This window comes from Photobacterium lipolyticum (assembly GCF_003026475.1).
GTDB lineage: Bacteria > Pseudomonadota > Gammaproteobacteria > Enterobacterales > Vibrionaceae > Photobacterium > Photobacterium lipolyticum.
In genome coordinates, this window is sequence record NZ_PYMC01000008.1 from 59,718 (window position 1) to 78,666 (window position 18,949).

At 48.5% G+C, this 18,949-nt stretch carries 22 protein-coding genes and 1 other RNA gene; 16 read left to right on the top strand and 7 right to left on the bottom strand.

Annotation, left to right across the window (positions count from 1 at the left end):
- The first annotated feature begins 8 nt into the window (after positions 1-8).
- From mlaE to murA, 6 genes are read left to right on the top strand one after another with little or no spacing between them, the layout of a single operon-like run.
- Complete coding sequence (mlaE, locus tag C9I89_RS12340; RefSeq protein ID WP_107283658.1) at positions 9-791, top strand: lipid asymmetry maintenance ABC transporter permease subunit MlaE; 783 nt, start codon at positions 9-11, stop codon at positions 789-791.
- Between the two features lie 39 nt (positions 792-830).
- Positions 831-1,310 (top strand): outer membrane lipid asymmetry maintenance protein MlaD, encoded by a 480-nt coding sequence (gene mlaD / locus C9I89_RS12345; protein WP_107283659.1) that lies wholly within the window; start codon positions 831-833, stop codon positions 1,308-1,310.
- An 8-nt stretch (positions 1,311-1,318) separates the two neighbouring features.
- Positions 1,319-1,978 (top strand): phospholipid-binding protein MlaC, encoded by a 660-nt coding sequence (gene mlaC, locus C9I89_RS12350; protein WP_107283660.1) that lies wholly within the window; start codon positions 1,319-1,321, stop codon positions 1,976-1,978.
- The gene (locus C9I89_RS12355) at positions 1,971-2,282 is read left to right on the top strand and encodes an STAS domain-containing protein (protein WP_107283661.1); all 312 of its coding nucleotides are present in this window, start codon (positions 1,971-1,973) and stop codon (positions 2,280-2,282) included. Before mlaC ends, C9I89_RS12355 begins: the two co-directional genes overlap by 8 nt.
- A 19-nt stretch (positions 2,283-2,301) precedes the next feature.
- The gene (gene ibaG, locus C9I89_RS12360; protein WP_107283662.1) at positions 2,302-2,559 is read left to right on the top strand and encodes a BolA family iron metabolism protein IbaG; all 258 of its coding nucleotides are present in this window, start codon (positions 2,302-2,304) and stop codon (positions 2,557-2,559) included.
- 10 nt (positions 2,560-2,569) lie between these two features.
- A complete protein-coding gene (murA, locus tag C9I89_RS12365) occupies positions 2,570-3,832 on the top strand; it encodes a UDP-N-acetylglucosamine 1-carboxyvinyltransferase (RefSeq protein WP_107283663.1) in 1,263 nt (420 codons plus the stop codon).
- 110 nt (positions 3,833-3,942) lie between these two features.
- On the opposite strand, the gene degS is transcribed toward murA, so the two are convergent.
- The 3 genes from degS to zapG all read right to left on the bottom strand — a co-directional run bounded on the left by degS (position 3,943) and on the right by zapG (position 7,163).
- Positions 3,943-5,007, bottom strand: a complete 1,065-nt coding sequence (degS, locus tag C9I89_RS12370) for an outer membrane-stress sensor serine endopeptidase DegS (protein ID WP_107283664.1) — start codon at positions 5,005-5,007, stop codon at positions 3,943-3,945.
- Between the two features lie 198 nt (positions 5,008-5,205).
- Positions 5,206-6,573: a Do family serine endopeptidase gene (locus C9I89_RS12375; protein WP_107283811.1), complete on the bottom strand. Its 1,368-nt coding sequence runs from the start codon at positions 6,571-6,573 to the stop codon at positions 5,206-5,208.
- A gap of 167 nt (positions 6,574-6,740) precedes the next feature.
- Positions 6,741-7,163 (bottom strand): Z-ring associated protein ZapG, encoded by a 423-nt coding sequence (gene zapG / locus C9I89_RS12380; protein WP_107283665.1) that lies wholly within the window; start codon positions 7,161-7,163, stop codon positions 6,741-6,743.
- Between the two features lie 139 nt (positions 7,164-7,302).
- Between zapG and zapE the strand changes: the two genes are divergently transcribed.
- The 8 genes from zapE to sspB all read left to right on the top strand — a co-directional run bounded on the left by zapE (position 7,303) and on the right by sspB (position 13,745).
- Positions 7,303-8,406: a cell division protein ZapE gene (gene zapE, locus C9I89_RS12385; protein WP_107283666.1), complete on the top strand. Its 1,104-nt coding sequence runs from the start codon at positions 7,303-7,305 to the stop codon at positions 8,404-8,406.
- Between the two features lie 301 nt (positions 8,407-8,707).
- On the top strand, positions 8,708-9,136 hold the full coding sequence (rplM, locus tag C9I89_RS12390; RefSeq protein WP_107283667.1) for a 50S ribosomal protein L13: 429 nt from the start codon (positions 8,708-8,710) through the stop codon (positions 9,134-9,136).
- Positions 9,137-9,151: 15 nt separating this feature from the next.
- On the top strand, positions 9,152-9,544 hold the full coding sequence (gene rpsI, locus C9I89_RS12395; protein ID WP_107283668.1) for a 30S ribosomal protein S9: 393 nt from the start codon (positions 9,152-9,154) through the stop codon (positions 9,542-9,544).
- 380 nt (positions 9,545-9,924) lie between these two features.
- Positions 9,925-10,515, top strand: coding sequence for a ubiquinol-cytochrome c reductase iron-sulfur subunit (petA, locus tag C9I89_RS12400; protein ID WP_107283669.1), 591 nt, complete (start codon positions 9,925-9,927; stop codon positions 10,513-10,515).
- Positions 10,515-11,780, top strand: a complete 1,266-nt coding sequence (locus C9I89_RS12405) for a cytochrome b (RefSeq protein ID WP_107283670.1) — start codon at positions 10,515-10,517, stop codon at positions 11,778-11,780. The genes petA and C9I89_RS12405 overlap by 1 nt, the downstream gene beginning before the upstream one ends.
- The gene (locus C9I89_RS12410) at positions 11,777-12,514 is read left to right on the top strand and encodes a cytochrome c1 (RefSeq protein ID WP_107283671.1); all 738 of its coding nucleotides are present in this window, start codon (positions 11,777-11,779) and stop codon (positions 12,512-12,514) included. The genes C9I89_RS12405 and C9I89_RS12410 overlap by 4 nt, the downstream gene beginning before the upstream one ends.
- Positions 12,515-12,600: 86 nt before the next feature.
- Complete coding sequence (gene sspA, locus C9I89_RS12415; RefSeq protein WP_107283672.1) at positions 12,601-13,239, top strand: stringent starvation protein SspA; 639 nt, start codon at positions 12,601-12,603, stop codon at positions 13,237-13,239.
- Positions 13,239-13,745 carry a ClpXP protease specificity-enhancing factor gene (sspB, locus tag C9I89_RS12420; protein WP_107283673.1) on the top strand — a complete coding sequence of 169 codons (507 nt, stop codon included), beginning with the start codon at positions 13,239-13,241 and terminating at the stop codon, positions 13,743-13,745. Before sspA ends, sspB begins: the two co-directional genes overlap by 1 nt.
- A gap of 103 nt (positions 13,746-13,848) precedes the next feature.
- On the opposite strand, the gene C9I89_RS12425 is transcribed toward sspB, so the two are convergent.
- From C9I89_RS12425 to C9I89_RS12440, 4 genes are read right to left on the bottom strand one after another with little or no spacing between them, the layout of a single operon-like run.
- Positions 13,849-14,394: a BON domain-containing protein gene (locus C9I89_RS12425; protein ID WP_107283674.1), complete on the bottom strand. Its 546-nt coding sequence runs from the start codon at positions 14,392-14,394 to the stop codon at positions 13,849-13,851.
- Between the two features lie 3 nt (positions 14,395-14,397).
- The gene (locus tag C9I89_RS12430; RefSeq protein WP_107283675.1) at positions 14,398-14,988 is read right to left on the bottom strand and encodes a phosphoheptose isomerase; all 591 of its coding nucleotides are present in this window, start codon (positions 14,986-14,988) and stop codon (positions 14,398-14,400) included.
- A 3-nt stretch (positions 14,989-14,991) separates the two neighbouring features.
- Positions 14,992-15,360: a YraN family protein gene (locus C9I89_RS12435; RefSeq protein ID WP_107283676.1), complete on the bottom strand. Its 369-nt coding sequence runs from the start codon at positions 15,358-15,360 to the stop codon at positions 14,992-14,994.
- Positions 15,344-17,173, bottom strand: a complete 1,830-nt coding sequence (locus C9I89_RS12440) for a penicillin-binding protein activator (RefSeq protein WP_107283677.1) — start codon at positions 17,171-17,173, stop codon at positions 15,344-15,346. The genes C9I89_RS12435 and C9I89_RS12440 overlap by 17 nt, the downstream gene beginning before the upstream one ends.
- A 60-nt stretch (positions 17,174-17,233) precedes the next feature.
- On the opposite strand from C9I89_RS12440, the gene rsmI reads away from it, so the two are divergent.
- The gene (rsmI, locus tag C9I89_RS12445) at positions 17,234-18,094 is read left to right on the top strand and encodes a 16S rRNA (cytidine(1402)-2'-O)-methyltransferase (RefSeq protein WP_107283678.1); all 861 of its coding nucleotides are present in this window, start codon (positions 17,234-17,236) and stop codon (positions 18,092-18,094) included.
- Positions 18,095-18,356: 262 nt separating this feature from the next.
- Positions 18,357-18,738, top strand: an RNA gene (gene rnpB, locus C9I89_RS12450) — RNase P RNA component class A.
- Positions 18,739-18,949: the final 211 nt, after the last annotated feature.

Sequence of the window (18,949 nt, forward strand, 5' to 3'; positions counted from 1 at the left end):
GTCTAATCATGATTATTGATTTTATTGCGCGACTGGGCCGGAGAGGGATCGACAAATGTCAGCTCTTCGGACGCGCAACGTTACAGCTTTATGGCGCATTGGTAAGTAAGCCTCAGCCGAGAAAAATGTTTCCGCTATTGGTGAAGCAATTGTATTCGGTCGGGGTGTTATCGGTCGCCATCATTATGGTTTCCGGATTGTTTATCGGTATGGTACTCAGCCTGCAGGGCTACATTGTCTTAATCGATTTTGGGGCTGAAACCAGCCTCGGGCAGATGGTTGCCTTGTCGCTGCTACGTGAATTGGGCCCTGTCGTGACGGCCTTGTTGTTTGCCGGACGAGCCGGCTCAGCGCTTACTGCTGAAATTGGCTTAATGAAAGCAACAGAACAGCTTTCCAGTCTGGAAATGATGGCCGTCGACCCGTTGCGCCGGGTGATCGCCCCGCGTTTCTGGGCGGGAGTGATTTCGATGCCACTGCTGTCATTGATTTTTTGCGCCGTAGGTATCTGGGGCGGCCAACTGGTCGGTGTCGACTGGAAGGGTATTGACTATGGTAGTTTCTGGTCAGTAATGCAGTCTTCCGTCGAGCTGGGGCAGGATATTGGTAACAGTATTATTAAAGCGGTGGTCTTTGCCATAACCATAACCTGGATCGCGGTGTTTAATGGCTATGACACCGTGCCGACGTCTGAGGGGATCAGTCGGGCAACCACACGAACGGTGGTTAACTCATCTCTCGCGGTATTGGGATTAGACTTTGTACTGACGGCCTTAATGTTTGGGAACTAAAGGCTGTTTGGTCATTCATCGATTTTTGGGAATTAACGGATGCAACAGAATAAAAAATTAGAGTTATGGGTCGGATCGTTTGTTCTGGCTGGCATTGCAGCCTTGCTGGTGCTTGTTTTTAAAGTCGCTGATGTGCAGAACATCGGGGGCAATGATACCTATACGTTAAAAGCACAGTTTGACAATATCGGGGGACTGAAAGTGCGCTCCCCGATCAAGGTAGGCGGGGTCTCTGTCGGCAGCGTGACCGCTATCACGCTGGATGCTGAAACCTTTACGCCGGTTGTGACATTAGCGATCGAGAAAAAATACGGGAATTTTCCTGAAACCAGTTCTGCTGCCATCCTCACATCAGGGCTGCTGGGTGAGCAATACTTAGGCATAAGCCCGGGCTTTGTGGATGAGGGTATTGCCATGCTGGAAGATGGCGATCTGATTGAAGACACCAAGTCGGCATTAGTGCTGGAAGATATGATTGGCCAAGTGCTTTACAGCATGAACGGCGATAGTGATAAATAGGTGAGATGATGAAATTAGCACGATACATATTATGGTGGATGGTAAGCCTGCCACTGTTTATTCATGCAACATTTGCTCTCGCTTCCCCCGTGGATACCTCGGAACCTTATCGGATGATCGAGAAAGTTTCACAGATAACGTTCGACCGTCTGAAGTCTGAGCAAACGGTGATTCAAGGAAACCCGGACTATTTACGCACGGTGGTAAAAGATGAATTACTGCCGTACATCAATATCCGTTATGCCGCCTATAAAGTACTGGGTCCGCAATTAAAGAAAACTACGTCAAAGCAGCGCAACGAGTTTGTAGATGCGTTTAGTCATTATCTGGTGGCTTCTTATGCTCAGGTGCTGACCCAATATACGGATCAGGATATTAAGGTTGAACCGCCAAAAGCCATTCCTGCCGATCGTACCATTGTCTCGGTTCGGGTTGAAATTGTGGACAAGCAGCGCCCGCCGATCCGTTTGGATTTCAAGTTACGTAAAAACAAGAAAACCAATGAATGGCAGTGCTTCGATATGATAGCTGAAGGCGTCAGTATGATTTCCACCAAACAGAGCGAATGGAGTGGACAACTTCGTACTGAAGGCGTGGATGTGGTTACCCAAAGTCTGAAAGATCTTGCAGCCAAGCCGATCCGTCGGGAGGATAAGACGGATGAGTGAGCCAAAGATTGCATGGCAGGTGCTGGGAAATGGCCATTATCGCTTGTCAGGCGAGTTAGAACGTGACACAGTTCCGGACTTTTGGCGGCAAAGACGTGAATGGATGCCACAAGATTCTAAGGTAACGCTCGATCTTTCAGCCTTAGCTCGGGTAGACTCTGCAGGCATGGTTATGTTGCTTCATTTATCTCAAGAATTGAGCAGCACGGGGTGTGACTTCACCCTGTTAAACGTGCCGGAGCAGCTTAAAACTTTGCTACGCCTTAGCCATGTAGAATCAATGTTAGCTGCCTGTATAAAATGAGCAGCAAAGAGGATAGCTTGTGGAAATCTCTGAAATCAAACAAATTCTGGAAACAGCCTTAGAACTCGATGAAGTTATCGTGAAAGGTGAAGGCAGCCACTATGAAGTGATAGCAGTGGGTGCTCTGTTTGACGGCATGAGCCGCGTGAAGAAACAACAAACCATCTATGGTCCTCTGATGGGACATATTGCGGCTAACGATATCCATGCGCTAAGCATTAAAACATTCACGCCACAAGAGTGGGCGCGTGATAAAAAGCTAATGTCGCTGTCTTAAGAGGTTAATGATGCAGAAGTTTCAAATCCAGGGCGGTGGCCCATTAAGTGGCGAAGTCTCCATTTCTGGTGCCAAGAATGCAGCATTACCGATATTATTTGCTTCGCTGCTGGCCGAAGAGCCCGTTGAAGTGGCGAATGTTCCGAAGTTGCGCGATATCGATACCACGATGGAGCTGCTGGGCCGTTTAGGGGTGAAAGTTTCCCGTAATGGCTCTGTGTATATTGATGCTAGTGGTGTGAATGAGTTTCGTGCGCCGTATGATCTGGTAAAAACCATGCGTGCGTCGATTTGGGCGTTAGGTCCATTGGTTGCGCGTTTTGGCCAGGGCCAGGTATCGCTACCGGGTGGCTGTGCGATTGGCGCCCGTCCGGTAGACTTACACATTCATGGCCTTGAGCAGCTCGGAGCAAAAATTACGCTGGAAGAAGGCTATGTCAAAGCTTCCGTCGATGGTCGCTTAAAAGGCACCCATATCGTAATGGATAAGGTCAGTGTCGGTGCAACCGTGACGATCATGTCGGCAGCCACGCTGGCGGAAGGTACGACGGTCATTGAAAATGCCGCACGTGAACCTGAAATTGTTGATACGGCAGATTTTTTGAATGTGCTGGGTGCTAAAGTGACTGGCGCAGGTACCGACACCATCACGATCGAAGGTGTTGAGCGTTTAGGTGGTGGCTACCACGAAGTCGTTGCAGACCGTATCGAAACCGGTACGTTCCTGGTTGCATCAGCGGTATCTGGCGGTAAGATTACCTGTCGAAATACCCGGCCTTCACTGTTGGAAGCGGTGTTAGCTAAGCTTGAAGAAGCTGGGGCGGCAATTGAAACGGGTGATGACTGGATCAGTCTGGATATGACTGATCGCGAGTTGAAAGCGGTAAATATCCGCACCGCCCCGCACCCGGGTTTTCCGACTGATATGCAGGCACAATTTTCACTGCTTAACCTCGTGGCAAAAGGTACTGGCATTATTACTGAAACCATTTTCGAAAATCGATTCATGCACATCCCTGAGCTTATCCGGATGGGGGCGCATGCTGAGATCGAAGGTAACACGGTGATTTGCGGTGATACTGATGGCCTGAGCGGCGCCCAGGTGATGGCGACAGATTTACGTGCATCAGCAAGTCTGGTTATTGCAGGAAGCATCGCTGAAGGTGAAACGATTGTTGATCGTATCTACCATATTGACCGTGGCTACGAGCATATCGAAGAGAAATTCAGTGCGTTAGGCATGAAGATCAAGCGAATCAACGAAAGCGAATAAGCGAACGGCGGATTTGTTGATAACAAGAAAAAGCCTCGTTACGACGAGGCTTTTTGCTATTCTTCTTATTCCATCGCGACGAGGCCATAAAGCCAGACGTAAACGCTACATTAATAGCCGTTAGGCTCATCAGACACCAAAACAGACAGTATTTTGGGTTCACCATTGCGCAGAATCTTCATTTCAACAGTACTGCCCGGGCGGATCTCCGTCACAATATCCAGTACATTACGCTTGTCGGTGACAGGCCTGCCATCAATTTCCACCAGTATATCTTGGATTTTGAAGCCGGATTTAGCGGCTGGCCCTTCCGGATCCATCCCCATTACAATAATTCCGCTGATTTGGTCGGCATCATACAAGCGCGCCATCACGGGATTAATGTCTCGCCCGTCAATACCAATATAGCCGCGAATGACGCGACCATCAGCGATAAGCTTTTGCATGATTTTATGGGTCAGCTCGTAGGGAATAGCAAAAGAAATCCCATAGGTCTCAATGTCGGTTGCCTGCTGAAATGAGGCCGTGTTAATACCGACCAGCTCTCCTCGGGCGTTCACCAGTGCGCCACCGGAGTTGCCGTCGTTAATTGCGGCATCCGTTTGCAGGAAATCCTGGCGACCAAAGCTCATACCTGAACGACCTGTTGCCGAAATAATGCCGTAGGTCGTGGTTTGACCAAGGTTATACGGGTTACCAATAGCTAACACCACATCACCCACTGCCGGTTGGTAATTAGGGTTTAATGGGATAACGGGCAGGTTATCAGCCTGAATTTTTAAGACGGCAATATCGGTACGACGATCTTTACCAATCAGCTGGGCGGTGAAAAAACGCCCATCCTGTAGTGCAACAATCACTTGGTCGGCTTCTGCAACCACGTGATAGTTCGTCACGATATAGCCTTTATCGCTCATAATAACGCCGGAGCCTAACCCTTGCGTGCTTAATTTCAGGCGGTCTTCTGCGTTGTAGCGGCGGTTGTAAATATTAACGACGGCAGGTGAGGCCCGGCGAACGGCATAATTAAATGACATTTGGCTCTGGCTTGTTTCTACCGTACTCAGAGAGTCTGGTGCCGTGAAAACTTTATGACGTAACTCAGGGATGGCGACGAGTAAAACAACGGCCGTGATGATGCCAAGTAAGATGGATCGACTAAAAAAAGCCAGCATCAATGCTCCCCTGAAAACGGTTGGAAATAAAATATGAAAATCGTATTAAATAACTGAGCTGAATGTCACTTACTTAATATAATTGCAATTAATACGAGGCAGGATATCACTCCAGTGCCTTTATCAACAAGTTTTGATGGTGTGAGCCCCCCAGACCGTGATGATCTGGGGGGAGGGGATCAGGAGCGGAGGGGATGATTAACGAATAACCAGGTATAAGATATTGTCAGCACGCTTAATTTCCAGTGCGAGGACGTTGGGATTCTTATCCAGCGCTTTGCGCAGCTCACCTAAGTTCTTAATTGGCTTGCGGTTTAGTCCTATAATAATGTCATCTTTTTGCAAACCGTAACGGGCAACGAGCGATTTTTCATCAACATTGATGACCTTAACCCCGTTAACACTGTCGCTGCTGGTGGTGTTGGCAAACTCGGCACCGGCCAAACCCGGATGAAGGTTGTCGGCTTTAACCTTGTTCTGGGTTGCTTCTTGCAGGGTCACGGTAAAGTCTTTTTCTTTACCGTCTCGAATTACGCCTAAGCTGATCTTTTTGCCGGCACCTAATGTCGCAATTTTTGCGCGTAATTCACTAAACGTACGAATTTGTTTGCCGTTGACGGACACAATAATATCGCCGGCTTTAAGGCCCGCTTTTTCTGCTGCAGAGCCAGGCATAACCTGATTGATAAAGGCCCCCTGGTTGGTTTCATAGCCGAATGCTTCAGCCAGTTCAGCAGTGAGCTCCCCGCCTTGAACCCCGAGTACGCCGCGTTTGACTTCACCAAACTCCAGGATCTGTTCGGAGAGGTTTTTCACCATATTGGCAGGAATTGCGAAGCCAATACCGACGTTGCCGCCGTTTGGACCTAAAATGGCAGTGTTAATACCAATGAGCTCACCGTTGAGGTTGACTAAAGCACCGCCAGAGTTGCCACTGTTGATCGCAGCATCCGTTTGAATAAAGTTTTCAAAGTTCTCGATATTGAGGCCGCTGCGGCCCAGCGCTGAGATAATTCCCGATGTAACGGTTTGGCCTAAGCCGAAGGGGTTACCGATTGCGACGGCAAAATCACCGACGCGAAGTTTATCGGAATCAGCCAGTTTGATCTCCGTAAGGTTTTTGGCTGTTTCCACTTTTAGCAGTGCAATATCGGACATCTTATCGCTACCGATAAGTTCGGCCGTTAGCTCTCTGCCGTCATACAGTTGTACTAATATCTTGTCGGCACCGTTGATAACATGATGATTAGTTACAATAAAGCCCTTCTTTGCATCAACAATAACGCCGGATCCTAAGCCTCTGAACGGCTGCTCACGGACTTGTTCGGCGGGAAAGTCAGGACCAAAGAAAAAGCGGAATGAGTCGGGGATCTGCTGCCTTGAAACGTGCTTACCTTCTACCGCAATACTGACGACTGCGGGAGTCACTTGCTCCACCATTGGGGCAAGGCTCGGAAGCTGCTGGTGATCCACTGATAATGGCAGGGCAGCGGTTGCGGGAATTGGCGCGATAACAGAACTGATGCTTAATGCCAGCGCACTTAAAACAAGCAAAGGTTTTTTCATCATAACTAAACTCCGGGTGAACAAGTGATACCAATCCCCTTAAGCGATATGGAACAGTCCAGATCTTTAGGGGGATTGGTATATTTCGACTTAAAAACCGGAGTTTAGTTCAAAAAAATACCAAGTGGATCAAATTCACGTTAACAAACTACCAATATAACGGTGGATTAACTTGCCTTTGATTCTTCGAGTTTTTCCGGCCCACCTTTCAGCAAGCCAGTGGCACCGTTGGCATAATCTCGAGGTTGATCATGAATTGGCTCGGCTATTTGCTGCACCGATTCCAGAGTGCTGATGCGGCGAGAGAACGGGTTGTCCTGTTCCGGTAGATTCGGCATTAACTCGGTTGACGTTTTTGCCATGTGTTCGTAAAGCTTGCTGTAGTCTTTGGCTATATTATCAAGCAGCTCAGCACTGCACGCAAAATGGTCGACCAGCTCTTGACGATACTGTTCGAGTTCGTATTTTGATTTATCGAGATCTTTCTTAAGCTCTTTTTGTTGTTTTAGGCTTTTGTTTCCTAAACGGGCTGCAAACGCACCAATGACGATACCAGCAGATAAAATAAGAAGCGCATAAATCCAAGCCATAAAATACTCCTTGTGACTGAATTGAGAACGAGGTCAATACCTGTCTACTTACTATACATGCTGAAACATAGGCATGGTACTCTATTCGTTTGTTAATAGTGGTCGATCAAAGAGATGAGAATCAGTGGGGTGGTAAAGGATGACGCCAAAACAAAAATATCAGCAAGATCTCCAGCTGCCGGCATTTTTTGCTGATCAAGCGCAAGCGATCGCAGTCTCGCATCTTGATGATCTTTACCATCGCATGCAGGCCCCTAAACCTGAAAGGAAAAACTCCTTCGTCGACCGTTTCTTTAGGCGCCATCACAAGCAACCAGAGATTACACCTGTTAGAGGGTTGTATTTTTGGGGGGGAGTGGGGCGAGGCAAAACCTATCTCGTTGATACGTTTTTTGAGTGTCTGCCGATCGAACGAAAAATGCGGATCCACTTCCATCGATTTATGCACCGTGTGCATCATGAACTGCAGCTGTTATCGGCACAACCGGATCCTTTAGAGCGGGTGGCCGATACGTTTAAAGCTGAAACGGATATCATCTGTTTTGATGAGTTTTTTGTATCGGATATTACTGATGCAATGATCCTCGGGACGTTATTTGAGGCCCTGTTTCAGCGTGGTATAACCTTAGTGGCCACTTCAAACATCCCCCCTCAAGACCTTTATCGCAATGGTTTGCAGCGCGCCCGCTTTCTACCTGCGATTGCGCTGATTGAGCAGCATTGTAAGGTTGTGAATGTCGACTCAGGCGTTGATTATCGGCTGAGAACCCTAGAGCAGGCAGAAATCTATCACTCGCCACTTGATGCGCAGGCAGAGCAAAATATTGAGCAGTATTTTTATCAGTTGTCGGTTGAACCGCGAACACTCGACATAGAGATTGAGATTAACAATCGGATGCTGCCGACCTGCCATGAAGCGGATGGGATTGTGCATTTTACGTTTCAGGCCTTATGCCAGACAGCCCGTAGCCAGAACGACTATATGGAAATTGCGCGTATCTATCATACCGTATTGCTTTCAGAGGTGACTGTCATGGGCGAGAGTGAAGACGATTCTGCGCGTCGTTTTATCGCGATGGTTGATGAGTTTTATGAACGTAATGTTAAATTAATTATTTCTGCCGCCACCGGACTGGATGGCTTATATCGCGATGGACGATTGGAGTTTGAGTTTAAACGATGCTGCTCTCGACTTACTGAGATGCAAAGCCACGAGTACTTAGCAAAACCGCATTTGGCGTAATAGACTGATTCAAAATTGGCAGACTGGTCGTAGATTAATTGCCCGTCGATGAACCTTGTGAAGTGGGCGATATCTTTCTGTTTTAATCTGTGATTAGGCCATAGAGAAAAAATCGCATTTTTTTTTGAAAAAAAGGTGATTTTTTCTCCACCCTTCCCTATAATCTTGCGACCCACCGTACCTGTACGGCGAAAGCCGGGAGTGCCAACCGCTCGAAGGGGTGATGACTGGGCTCTGTACAGTAGGGAACGTTTTTGACGTTCCTTGTAGTGAATCAATTTAATATCGGGTAATTATTAGCATGAAAACTTTCGTTGCTAAACCAGAAACAGTAAAACGTGACTGGTACGTTGTTGACGCTGAAGGTAAAACTCTTGGCCGTCTGGCAACTGAAATCGCATCTCGTCTACGTGGTAAGCACAAGCCGGAGTACACTCCGCACGTTGACACTGGTGACTACATTGTAGTTATCAATGCAGAAAAAGTTGCTGTAACTGGCGCTAAGAAGACTGACAAAATGTACCACCACCACACTGGTTTCATCGGTGGTCTGAAGTCAATCAGCTTTGAAAAGCTTATCGATAAGAAGCCAGAAATGGTTATCGAAACTGCTGTTAAAGGCATGCTTCCTAAGGGTCCTCTAGGCCGTGCAATGTACCGTAAGCTGAAAGTTTACGCAGGTACTGAGCACAACCACGCGGCACAACAGCCGCAAGTACTAGACATCTAATTGGGGATTATGACAATGGCAGAGAATCAATACTACGGCACTGGCCGTCGCAAAAGCTCAGCTGCTCGCGTTTTCATTAAACCGGGTACTGGCAACATCGTAATCAACAAGCGTAGCCTTGACGTATACTTCGGTCGTCCAACAGCACGCATGGTTGTTCGTCAGCCGCTTGAGCTTGTTGAAATGACTGAGAAGCTAGACCTGTACATCACTGTTAAAGGTGGTGGTATCACTGGTCAATCTGGCGCTATCCGTCACGGTATCACTCGCGCTCTTATGGAGTACGATGAAACTCTACGTCCTGTTCTACGTGCAGCTGGCTACGTTACTCGTGACGCTCGTTGCGTTGAGCGTAAGAAAGTTGGTCTACGTAAAGCACGTCGTCGTCCACAGTTCTCTAAGCGTTAATATTACGCTCCAGAATTTATTCTGGTTACTGTGTACAGAAAAGCTCAACCTTCGGGTTGAGCTTTTTTTTTGCGCTCAATCTAGGGTCTGTTTATCTTTCAGCTGCAATGTCGAAAGATAAACAGGCCTTAGGCTTTTGGGCCTTTTCCGGCGATTTTTTATTTTTAAAGCAAAAAGAACATACCTCTCACATTTGTTGCGGAAAAGTAGCTTTATCTTGTCAAAATGTAGGCTTTTCTTTATCATTTAGTGGTTAGCAACAGCTAGAAAATGTAACTAAATATCTGTTGTTTCTTTCCGTTTTAAAGTTAGCCGCAAGCTCCAGGGACGCAAAAGGACATAATAATAATCCAGCGCGGGAGCACATTGGAGAAAGTTGGATGAGCAAAGCGCCAGTAAGTAACGGCCGACGCCGCTTCCTGACTGCGACGACTTCGGTTGTTGGAGGTTTGGGTGCAGCTGCTGTAGCTGTGCCTTTTATCAAATCGTGGAACCCGAGTGCGAGAGCGAAAGCAGCCGGTGCGCCAGTTGAAGTTGATATCAGTAAATTGGAAGATGGCCAGATGGTACGCGTCGAATGGCGTGGTAAACCTGTTTGGGTCGTGCGTCGCAGTGATGCAATATTAAAAGAATTGGCTGGTCATGATGGCCAGCTTCGCGATCCGGCTTCGGCTGAACCGCAGCAACCCGATTATGCCCAGAATCAATTCCGTTCAGTTAAGCCTGAAATTTTTCTGGCTGTGGGCATTTGTACTCATCTTGGTTGTTCCCCTACCTATCTGCCAGACAGTTTCAGTGAACAAGTGAGTGGTGTCAGTGCAGGTTTCTTCTGCCCATGTCACGGCTCCAAGTTCGATATGGCCGGTCGGGTATTTGCGGGAGTTCCGGCACCGCTAAACCTGGTGGTACCGCCTCATTTGTTTGTGGACGATCACACGATTATTGTCGGTGTTGATGAGGGGACAGCATAATGGACGCTTTACTCGGTTGGATTGAAAAACGTTTACCTATGATGGATGCTTACAAAAAGCATTTGTCTGAATACCCGATGCCGAAGACCTTCAATTTCTGGTATCTCTTTGGTTCGTTAGCCATGCTGGTGCTGGTTAACCAGCTTATTACGGGTATCTGGCTAACCATGAACTATGTACCATCTGGTGATGGTGCGTTTGCCTCTGTTGAATACATCATGCGTGATGTTGATTACGGCTGGCTGCTGCGTTATATGCACTCAACAGGCGCATCGGCGTTCTTTATTGTCATCTATCTGCATATGTTCCGAGGCTTGATCTACGGCTCATACCAGAAGCCCCGTGAGCTGCTGTGGCTGTTCGGTATGCTGATCTTCCTAGTGCTGATGGCAGAGGCCTTTATGGGTTACCTGTTACCTTGGGGACAGATGTCTTACTGGGGGGCCCAGGTTATTATTTCGTTGTTTGGTGCTATTCCCGTTATCGGTGATGATCTGACGCTGTGGATCCGTGGTGACTATGTTATCTCGGGGGCAACGCTGAACCGTTTCTTTGCACTTCACGTTATCGCGCTGCCAATCGTACTGTTGTTACTGATTGTTCTGCACATACTGGCACTGCATGAAGTGGGGTCAAACAACCCGGATGGTATTGAAACCAAGCTGCCTAAAGGCAGCAAAGGTGAAGGGTACAAAACGCAGTTCAAATTCCATAAGCAGTACAGTGATAAATACGACATTATCGATTCTATCCCGTTCCATCCTTACGGCACGGTAAAAGATATGGTCGGCATCGCAGTATTTGCCTTTCTGTTCAGTTATGTCCTGTTCTTTAACCCGGAAATGGGCGGCTATTTCCTTGAGCCACCTAACTTTGAAGCGGCTAACCCGCTGAAAACACCTGAGCATATAGCACCAGTATGGTATTTCACGCCGTTCTACGCCATCTTGCGTGCGGTACCTGATAAGTTATTAGGTGTTGTAGCCATGGGGGCGTCAATCGTCGTGCTATTCCTGTTGCCATGGCTGGATCGCTGTAAGGTTCGTTCATTCCGCTACCGCAGCAAGTTTCACCTGATCAACATTGCTCAGTTCACGATCAGCTTTATTGCACTGGGTATTTTGGGGGCCTTGCCGGCAACGGCAGCGTACACCCTGATGGCGCAGATCTTCAGCTTAGGTTACTTCATGTTCTTTGTTTTGCTGTACTTCTACAGTAAGAATGAAGCGACTAAACCGCTACCAGAGAGGGTGACATTCAAATGAAAAAATGGATTGTAATGCTACTCGCTCTGTTGCCGTCGTTTGGGATGGCAGCTGGTGGTAACCTGCATTTAGATGCTGCGAATAATGATATCTCTGATCAGGCATCGTTGCAGAGTGGTGCTAAAACATTTATGAATTATTGTTTTGGTTGCCATGCTACGCAATATCAGCGTTATGAGCGTGTCGCAACGGATTTGGGGATTCCGTTAGATTTGATGAAAGAGAACATGATCTTCGATAAAGACGCGAAGATTGGTGATCTGATGACAAATTCAATCTCTACCGAATATGCTGCCGCTTCGTTTGGTGCACCGGCACCGGATCTAACCCTGGTTGCTCGTGTCCGTGGTCCCGACTGGATCTATACTTATTTACGTTCTTTCTATGCCGATCCTAGCCGACCGTTCGGTGTCAACAATGTGGTATTCCCGAGTGTGGGTATGCCTCATGTTCTGGAAGAGCTGCAAGGCGTACCAACTAAAGTGTATGAAACTCGTCTGGTTGATGGCGAAGAAGTTAAAGAGTATGTGGGTATTGAGTCTGACGGTACGGGCGAGTTAAACTCGGACGAATACGACGAAGTAGTTCGTGATTTGGTTAACTTCCTTGAATATTCAGCCGAGCCTGTAAAACTTGAACGTCAGCGTTTAGGTTGGTGGGTAATGGGCTTCATTGTTATATTCTTTGTTCTAACTCTGCTGTTGAAGAAAGAATATTGGCGTGATGTCTACTGATCGGGTAATCTAGTCGGTTAAGAATCTCGCAATGGGGGCTCCAGCCCCCATTGCTTTTTGTGTATTTGATTATACTGGAGGGGTCAATGGCTGTTGCTGCCAATAAACGCTCTGTGATGACTCTGTATTCTGATGCTTCAGATATCTATAGCCATCAGGTGCGTATTGTACTAGCAGAAAAAGGTGTTAGTGTTGAAATTGAGCTGGTTGATCCAAATAACCTGCCAGAAGATCTACTGGACCTGAATCCATACAATTCTGTTCCAACTCTTGTTGATCGTGAGCTGGCTCTGTACCAGGCTGGTATCATTATGGAGTACTTGGATGAGCGTTTTCCTCACCCGCCTCTAATGCCTGTTTACCCGGTTGCCCGTGGTAACAGTCGTTTGATGATGTACCGTGTTGAACGAAACTGGTACACCCTGGCTGAAAAAATTAATAAAGGTACGGCGGAAGAAGCAGATAAAGCACGGAAACAATTACGTGAAGAACTGCTTGCTCTTGCACCTGTATTTGCTGAATACCCATACTTCATGAGCGACGAGTTTAGCTTGGTAGACTGTTACCTTGCTCCGTTACTATGGCGTCTGCCTGAAATGGGTATCGAATTAAGTGGTGTCGGCGCGAAAGAAGTGAAAGCATACATGACTCGTGTGTTTGAGCGTGATTCGTTCCTGGCATCTCTGACTGAAGCTGAACGAGAAATGCGCCTGGCTGGTCAATAATGGATATGGAAAAACTAACGCCGCGTCGTCCTTATTTGATGCGTGCGTTTTACGACTGGTTAGTGGATAACGACCTGACGCCTCACCTGGTAGCAGATGCTACTTTACCGGGTGTTAAAGTGCCGATGGAATTCGTTAGCGATGGTCAGATTGTTCTGAACATTGCACCACGTGCGGTAGGCAATCTGGAACTAGGTAATGAGGCTGTCAGCTTTAATGCCCGTTTCAGTGGCCGCCCACATTCTGTCATCGTACCTTTGTACGCCGCTGTTGCGATTTATGCGCGAGAGAATGGTGCCGGGACGATGTTCGAGCCTGAACCGGCTTATGCCGGCGATATGGCAGCTTTTGACGAACACGACGAAGCAGAACATGACAGCAGTGTCGAGCAAAAGGAAGAGGCGTTAACACCGGTTTCAGCTTTGGTTGAAGTCAGTGATGGCGGCGAACCTGATGATGAGCCACCACGCCCTCGCGGCCGGCCAAGTCTTCGAGTCGTAAAATAAAAAACGCAGCCAATTGGCTGCGTTTTTATTTATAGGTGTTTAAGATTTCGAGTTTCGAGTTTCGAGTTTCGAGTTTCTAATTTTCTCGCTTCTCGCTACTTTCCTATCCTTCCGGATACTCGAATACCTTCACCACTTTCTTTACCCCTGAGACATTACGGGCGATATCTGATGCGGTGTCAGCTTGGGCACGAGTGACATAACCCAGCAAATAGACTTCCTGGCCTTCCGTTACCACCTTGATTGAGACATCTTTCAGCTTTTTACTGCCGACCATCTGCGATTTGACTTTAGTCGTGATCCAGCTGTCTTTGCTCACTTCCGCCAAATTAGGCAATGGGCGAATGCGTACCTGGTTATAAACAAACCGGACGTTATCCAGCTGGCGAACTTTTTGGGCCAGTAACAGGTGAGTATCCTGATCAACGGCCTGGCCAACGATCAAGACTTTGCCCTCGATGGAAATTGCATTTATCCGAACTTGCTGGCGAAATGGCGGCTTATTCGCGAGTCCGCCAACTTCCATTTCAATTTGTTGATCATGCCATTGCTGTTTGGTATCGCGAGGATCTGCCGAAGAGAGTCCTGAACAGCCTTGGAGCAAGACTAACAAGGCAATCACCAACAAATGGAAATGGTGCCGTTTCATTGCTTATCCTTCATGTTGTGGAAATAACACCTGGTCAATCAGATCACATAAACAGTGTACCGTCAGCAGATGACCTTCCTGAATGCGAGCGGTGCGCTGGGACGGGATCCGAATTTCAACATCCTGCACCCCCAGCAGACCGGCCATTTCACCGCCGTCTTTTCCCGTCAGGGCGATAATGGTCATATCGCGGGTCAGGGCCGCTTCCATCGCCTTGATAATGTTCTTGCTGTTACCGCTGGTTGATAAGACCAGCAGAATATCGCCGGCCTGACCCAGCGCACGAACCTGTTTCGAAAATACTTCATCGTGGTGGTAATCATTGGCCACCGCCGTCAGGGTTGTGGTATCAGCGGTTAGCGACAGTGCTGGCAGGCTCGGGCGCTCTGTTTCAAAACGGTTGATCAGACAAGACGCGAAGTGCTGTGAGTTAGCGGCTGAGCCGCCATTACCGCAAGATAAAATTTTATTACCGTTCAGCAGGCTCTGTACCATAATCTGCGCGGCTTTTGAGATGGCATCAGGCAAAGCTTCCGCTGCCGCGATTTGAGTTTGAATACTTTCGGTAAAACTTTCTTTAATGCTTTCTAGCATGGATCAACCTTCAACTAGGATGTTGGTAAACCACTCAATCTGGTGATCGGGGCCTTGGATAGCGACCACATCAAACCGAAACGCGGTGTGTTCGGATGATAAGCCATTTTTTTGTAGCCAAAACAGCGCAGCACGCTTCAGCTTTTGCTGCTTGCGCCAGTTTACGGCTTCGGCCGGGGAGCCGAAGTGGATCTGCTTTCTGTACTTTACTTCGACGAAAACCCAGCAATCACCATCGCGCATGATCAGATCGATCTCACCGCTGCGGCACTGAAAGTTACGCGCAACAGGGATGAGGCGATGGCGCTGTAAAAAACGTTCGGCCATCACCTCATATACCTGGCCTTGCTGGCGCTTATTGAGCAGGCTCAATGCCGTTTCCTGTAAAGACAGCCCAACTGATCTGGCGCTGCACCACACACTGGTCGTCAATGCCAAGCTGGCCGGTTTTACCTGGCGTGGTGTAATTGTCGACGACACGCATTTGCGGCAGCTCAGTGATCATCTTATAGGCATCCATCCCGAAGGCGTGCAGACGAACAGTGGTGTTGTTCTGGTTCGGCCACAATTGGCTGAAACGTTCCATAAAGCGCTGGTCAGGATCAACCAGCAATGGAATATCACTGAACTCGATGCCTCGCAGCTCACTCATGTCAGTGCTGTTGCCAGGATTACTGCGCGAGCTGGCATACAGCTGCGGCGGTTTAACATCCGGGTTAATGGCAACGTCAATGAATGGTTTCAGCAGGGTTAATTCATTATTGCTGGCCACCAGGTAGACCGCATCGGTATCACGGCGGCTGCGTTGCTGAGATTCCAGCTCAATCTCTAACAGCTGCTGCATCTGATTGATGCGGGCCTGGCTGTCGTTAAGACCAAAAATGGTCGCGATTTGCTGCTGGATTTCTTTGCGTGAGCCGAAGTTCCTGGCATCCGGCGACTTGCCCGTCAGCTGTTGCCATTGCTCGGTGAAAGCATCGCTTACGCGCTGGCCAAAATTATTGTCGGGTGCCAGTACCAGCGGGTAACGATGACCCTTGGCAAACAGGTGCTGGGCGGCCTGCTCGGCTTCCTGCTCCGGCGACAGCGAGAAATAGCAGGCATTGGTCTGACGCAGATCCAGTTGTTCCGGCCGGTTCAACGCCAGCATGGTGATCTGTTCAGTATTATCTTGCTGGAATTCAATGACTTTATCTTTACGCAAAGGGCCGATAACAAATTGCACGCCATCTTGCTGCAGCTTGGCCATGATGGCATTTATCGATTCGGCTTCCGTATCGTAAATCGTCAGCTCGGTGTCGGCATCGCGGCCAGTGTCATCAAGCATGGCATTGACAAAGCCATCACGAACGGCCTTACCCTGCGATTCAAAACGTCCGCTAAGCGGCAATAGCAGGGCAACATTATCCAGCAACGTGATTTCCAGTGCCATAATGGCTTGCAGTTCAGCTGGCAAATACTGGTTAGCCGGATGGTAAGGGTTGCTGCCCAACCACTCATCCACCGCACTTTTCAGCCGTACCGGGCGCGGTGAATAGGTGTTTTTCAGAATGCCCAACTGAACCCAGCCACGCAGTACGGTTTCATCCTCGTTAAGGCGAAGTGACTGCAGCTGGTTATTGTTATAGCGTGACAAATCATGCCACAGGTTTTGCCAGTTAGCGTTTTTTTGCTCTGATGTCAGATACTGATCCAGCGCGGTACGTTCACGAGCCGCTTTGAACGCCTGATCGAGCTGGGAGAAAAGCTCAGCTCTTAGCATATGGAGCCGCTGATACTGGTTGTCGGCCAGCTGCCACCATGGCTGGAAATTCAGGGTATCCAGCGCCTGCTGTGGCTGACCTTGCTGGTAGCGAAGCGTTGCCCGGGCCAGTTGCCATTCAGCCATTTGGGCCTGGCTGAGTGACATCCGGGCAAGGCGTTCGGCCTGCTGCTCGGCTTGTGGCCAGCGGCCTTCTTTGATGAAGGCTTTCAGTGCCAGAATATGCCAGTTAATGCTTTCTAAACCTTCACTGGATTCGGCTTTTATCAGATAATTCGCGGCGCTGTCAGTCGCGGCGGCGGTAATATCAGTGTCCACGGCCTGCTGTTGATCCGACGAACTACAACCCGCCAAAATCACAGCAAGGGCTACAGGCGCCAACAGTCGTGATACACTTTTACGCTTATGGGTAAAATTGAGCATTGAATTCATTCAACTGTGAAAATTACTCTCTATATTAATTGCAGATGAGATCTTAAACAAATGAGTGAGACCAATTCATGCACGGTAGATGTCGCAACTTTGTACATCGTACCTACACCGATCGGTAATTTAGCGGACATCACGCAGCGTGCATTGGATGTTTTAGCAAATGTAGATTTAATTGCTGCTGAAGACACACGCCATACATCGCGTTTGCTGTCACATTTCTCTATCTCTACCCGCACCTTTGCGCTTCACGATCATAACGAGCAGCAGAAAGCTGACTTTTTGATTGAGAAGCTTCAGGCTGGTACCAGCATTGCACTTGTGTCGGATGCCGGTACTCCCCTGATTAGTGATCCAGGATACCACTTAGTCAATCGTTGTCGTCAAGCGGGTGTCAAAGTTGTGCCATTACCTGGCCCATGTGCCGTTATCACCGCGCTAAGTGCTGCCGGCTTACCTTCTAACCGATTTAGTTTTGAAGGCTTTTTGCCACCCAAAAGTAAAGGGCGTCGAGATTGTTTTCAGGCACTTGCCGCTGACGAGCGTACGTTGATTTTTTATGAATCTCCGCATCGAATTACAGACTCTCTGGCTGACATGTTAGCGGTGTTAGGCCCGGATCGCCAGGTTGTACTGGCTCGCGAGCTGACGAAAACGTTTGAAACCATTCATGGTGCCCCGTTGGGTGAGCTGATTGAGTGGCTGAAAGAAGACAGTAATCGTACTCGTGGCGAAATGGTTGTGCTGGTGACGGGTCATCGGGTTCAGAAAGATGAACTGTCGCCAGACGCATTGCGTACGGTTGGTTTATTGGCGAAAGAGTTGCCATTGAAGAAAGCGGCAGCGCTGGCCGCTGAAATCCATGGTGCGAAAAAAAATGCCCTGTATAAATGGGGGCTGGAGAATTTAGACTAGATAAAGCGGGAAGAGCGGTTCTATGGCCCTGAGGTTCTAGGGATAAGAGGCTTCGAGTAACTAGGTTCGAGCGGCGAGAAAAAGCGAATAGCTTGATTTTCAACTTGGATCTGTGAACCTGTCCTGCAGGACCCCAGGACGATCCTCAAATCTCGCCTCTAGACACTCGAATCTGACTTTTTTGCTCTCTTTTTGAGCGTTTTGGCGTGTTGTTGGAATTTTCTCTGGTAACCTGCGTCTGACTCTTATAATATCCGTCGCCGGAGTTGGCCAGGTAATCGCTGCTTCGTTGATGTCCTTAGGGAGACTGACGAAGGGGAGGAAAGTCCGGGCTCCAAAGGGCAGGGTGCCAGATAACGTCTGGGAGGCGCAAGCCTACGACCAGTGCAGCAGAGAGCAAACCGCCGATGACTCGCTTGCGAGAACAGGTAAGGGTGAAAGGGTGCGGTAAGAGCGCACCGCGCGGCTAGTAATAGTTCGTGGCACGGTAAACTCCACCCGGAGCAAGACCAAATAGGTCCCTAATGGCGTGGCCCGCGTTGGGGACGGGTAGGTTGCTTGAGCCTGTGAGCGATTGCAGGCCTAGAGGAATGATTACCACCGCGCAAGCGGTACAAAACCCGGCTTATCGGCCAACTCCCCTCTTTTAAAATAAAAGGTGGTGTTGATTTCTCTTGAGAAGTTAGCATCGCCTTTTGTCGTTTATACGGTCTAATATTTTTTCCGATTGGTGTAATATCAATATTCCACCCGAAAACTTGATCTGGCAAGGGATCTCTGGCGCTAAATCCCCAGCACTCGCTTGACAACTTTTTTGTCTCATACGTACACTTTGTGACGGGTTTTGTGGAAAAT

Bases quoted from the DNA above. Each gene is read 5' to 3' on its own strand.
- mlaE (WP_107283658.1), top strand. From the start codon at position 9: ATGATTATTGATTTTATTGCGCGACTGGGCCGGAGAGGGATCGACAAA.
- mlaD (WP_107283659.1), top strand. From the start codon at position 831: ATGCAACAGAATAAAAAATTAGAGTTATGGGTCGGATCGTTTGTTCTG.
- mlaC (WP_107283660.1), top strand. From the start codon at position 1,319: ATGAAATTAGCACGATACATATTATGGTGGATGGTAAGCCTGCCACTG.
- C9I89_RS12355 (WP_107283661.1), top strand. From the start codon at position 1,971: ATGAGTGAGCCAAAGATTGCATGGCAGGTGCTGGGAAATGGCCATTAT.
- murA (WP_107283663.1), top strand. From the start codon at position 2,570: ATGCAGAAGTTTCAAATCCAGGGCGGTGGCCCATTAAGTGGCGAAGTC.
- degS (WP_107283664.1), bottom strand. From the start codon at position 5,007: ATGCTGGCTTTTTTTAGTCGATCCATCTTACTTGGCATCATCACGGCC.
- C9I89_RS12375 (WP_107283811.1), bottom strand. From the start codon at position 6,573: ATGAAAAAACCTTTGCTTGTTTTAAGTGCGCTGGCATTAAGCATCAGT.
- zapG (WP_107283665.1), bottom strand. From the start codon at position 7,163: ATGGCTTGGATTTATGCGCTTCTTATTTTATCTGCTGGTATCGTCATT.
- zapE (WP_107283666.1), top strand. From the start codon at position 7,303: ATGACGCCAAAACAAAAATATCAGCAAGATCTCCAGCTGCCGGCATTT.
- rplM (WP_107283667.1), top strand. From the start codon at position 8,708: ATGAAAACTTTCGTTGCTAAACCAGAAACAGTAAAACGTGACTGGTAC.
- rpsI (WP_107283668.1), top strand. From the start codon at position 9,152: ATGGCAGAGAATCAATACTACGGCACTGGCCGTCGCAAAAGCTCAGCT.
- petA (WP_107283669.1), top strand. From the start codon at position 9,925: ATGAGCAAAGCGCCAGTAAGTAACGGCCGACGCCGCTTCCTGACTGCG.
- C9I89_RS12405 (WP_107283670.1), top strand. From the start codon at position 10,515: ATGGACGCTTTACTCGGTTGGATTGAAAAACGTTTACCTATGATGGAT.
- C9I89_RS12410 (WP_107283671.1), top strand. From the start codon at position 11,777: ATGAAAAAATGGATTGTAATGCTACTCGCTCTGTTGCCGTCGTTTGGG.
- sspA (WP_107283672.1), top strand. From the start codon at position 12,601: ATGGCTGTTGCTGCCAATAAACGCTCTGTGATGACTCTGTATTCTGAT.
- sspB (WP_107283673.1), top strand. From the start codon at position 13,239: ATGGATATGGAAAAACTAACGCCGCGTCGTCCTTATTTGATGCGTGCG.
- C9I89_RS12425 (WP_107283674.1), bottom strand. From the start codon at position 14,394: ATGAAACGGCACCATTTCCATTTGTTGGTGATTGCCTTGTTAGTCTTG.
- C9I89_RS12430 (WP_107283675.1), bottom strand. From the start codon at position 14,988: ATGCTAGAAAGCATTAAAGAAAGTTTTACCGAAAGTATTCAAACTCAA.
- C9I89_RS12440 (WP_107283677.1), bottom strand. From the start codon at position 17,173: ATGCTCAATTTTACCCATAAGCGTAAAAGTGTATCACGACTGTTGGCG.
- rsmI (WP_107283678.1), top strand. From the start codon at position 17,234: ATGAGTGAGACCAATTCATGCACGGTAGATGTCGCAACTTTGTACATC.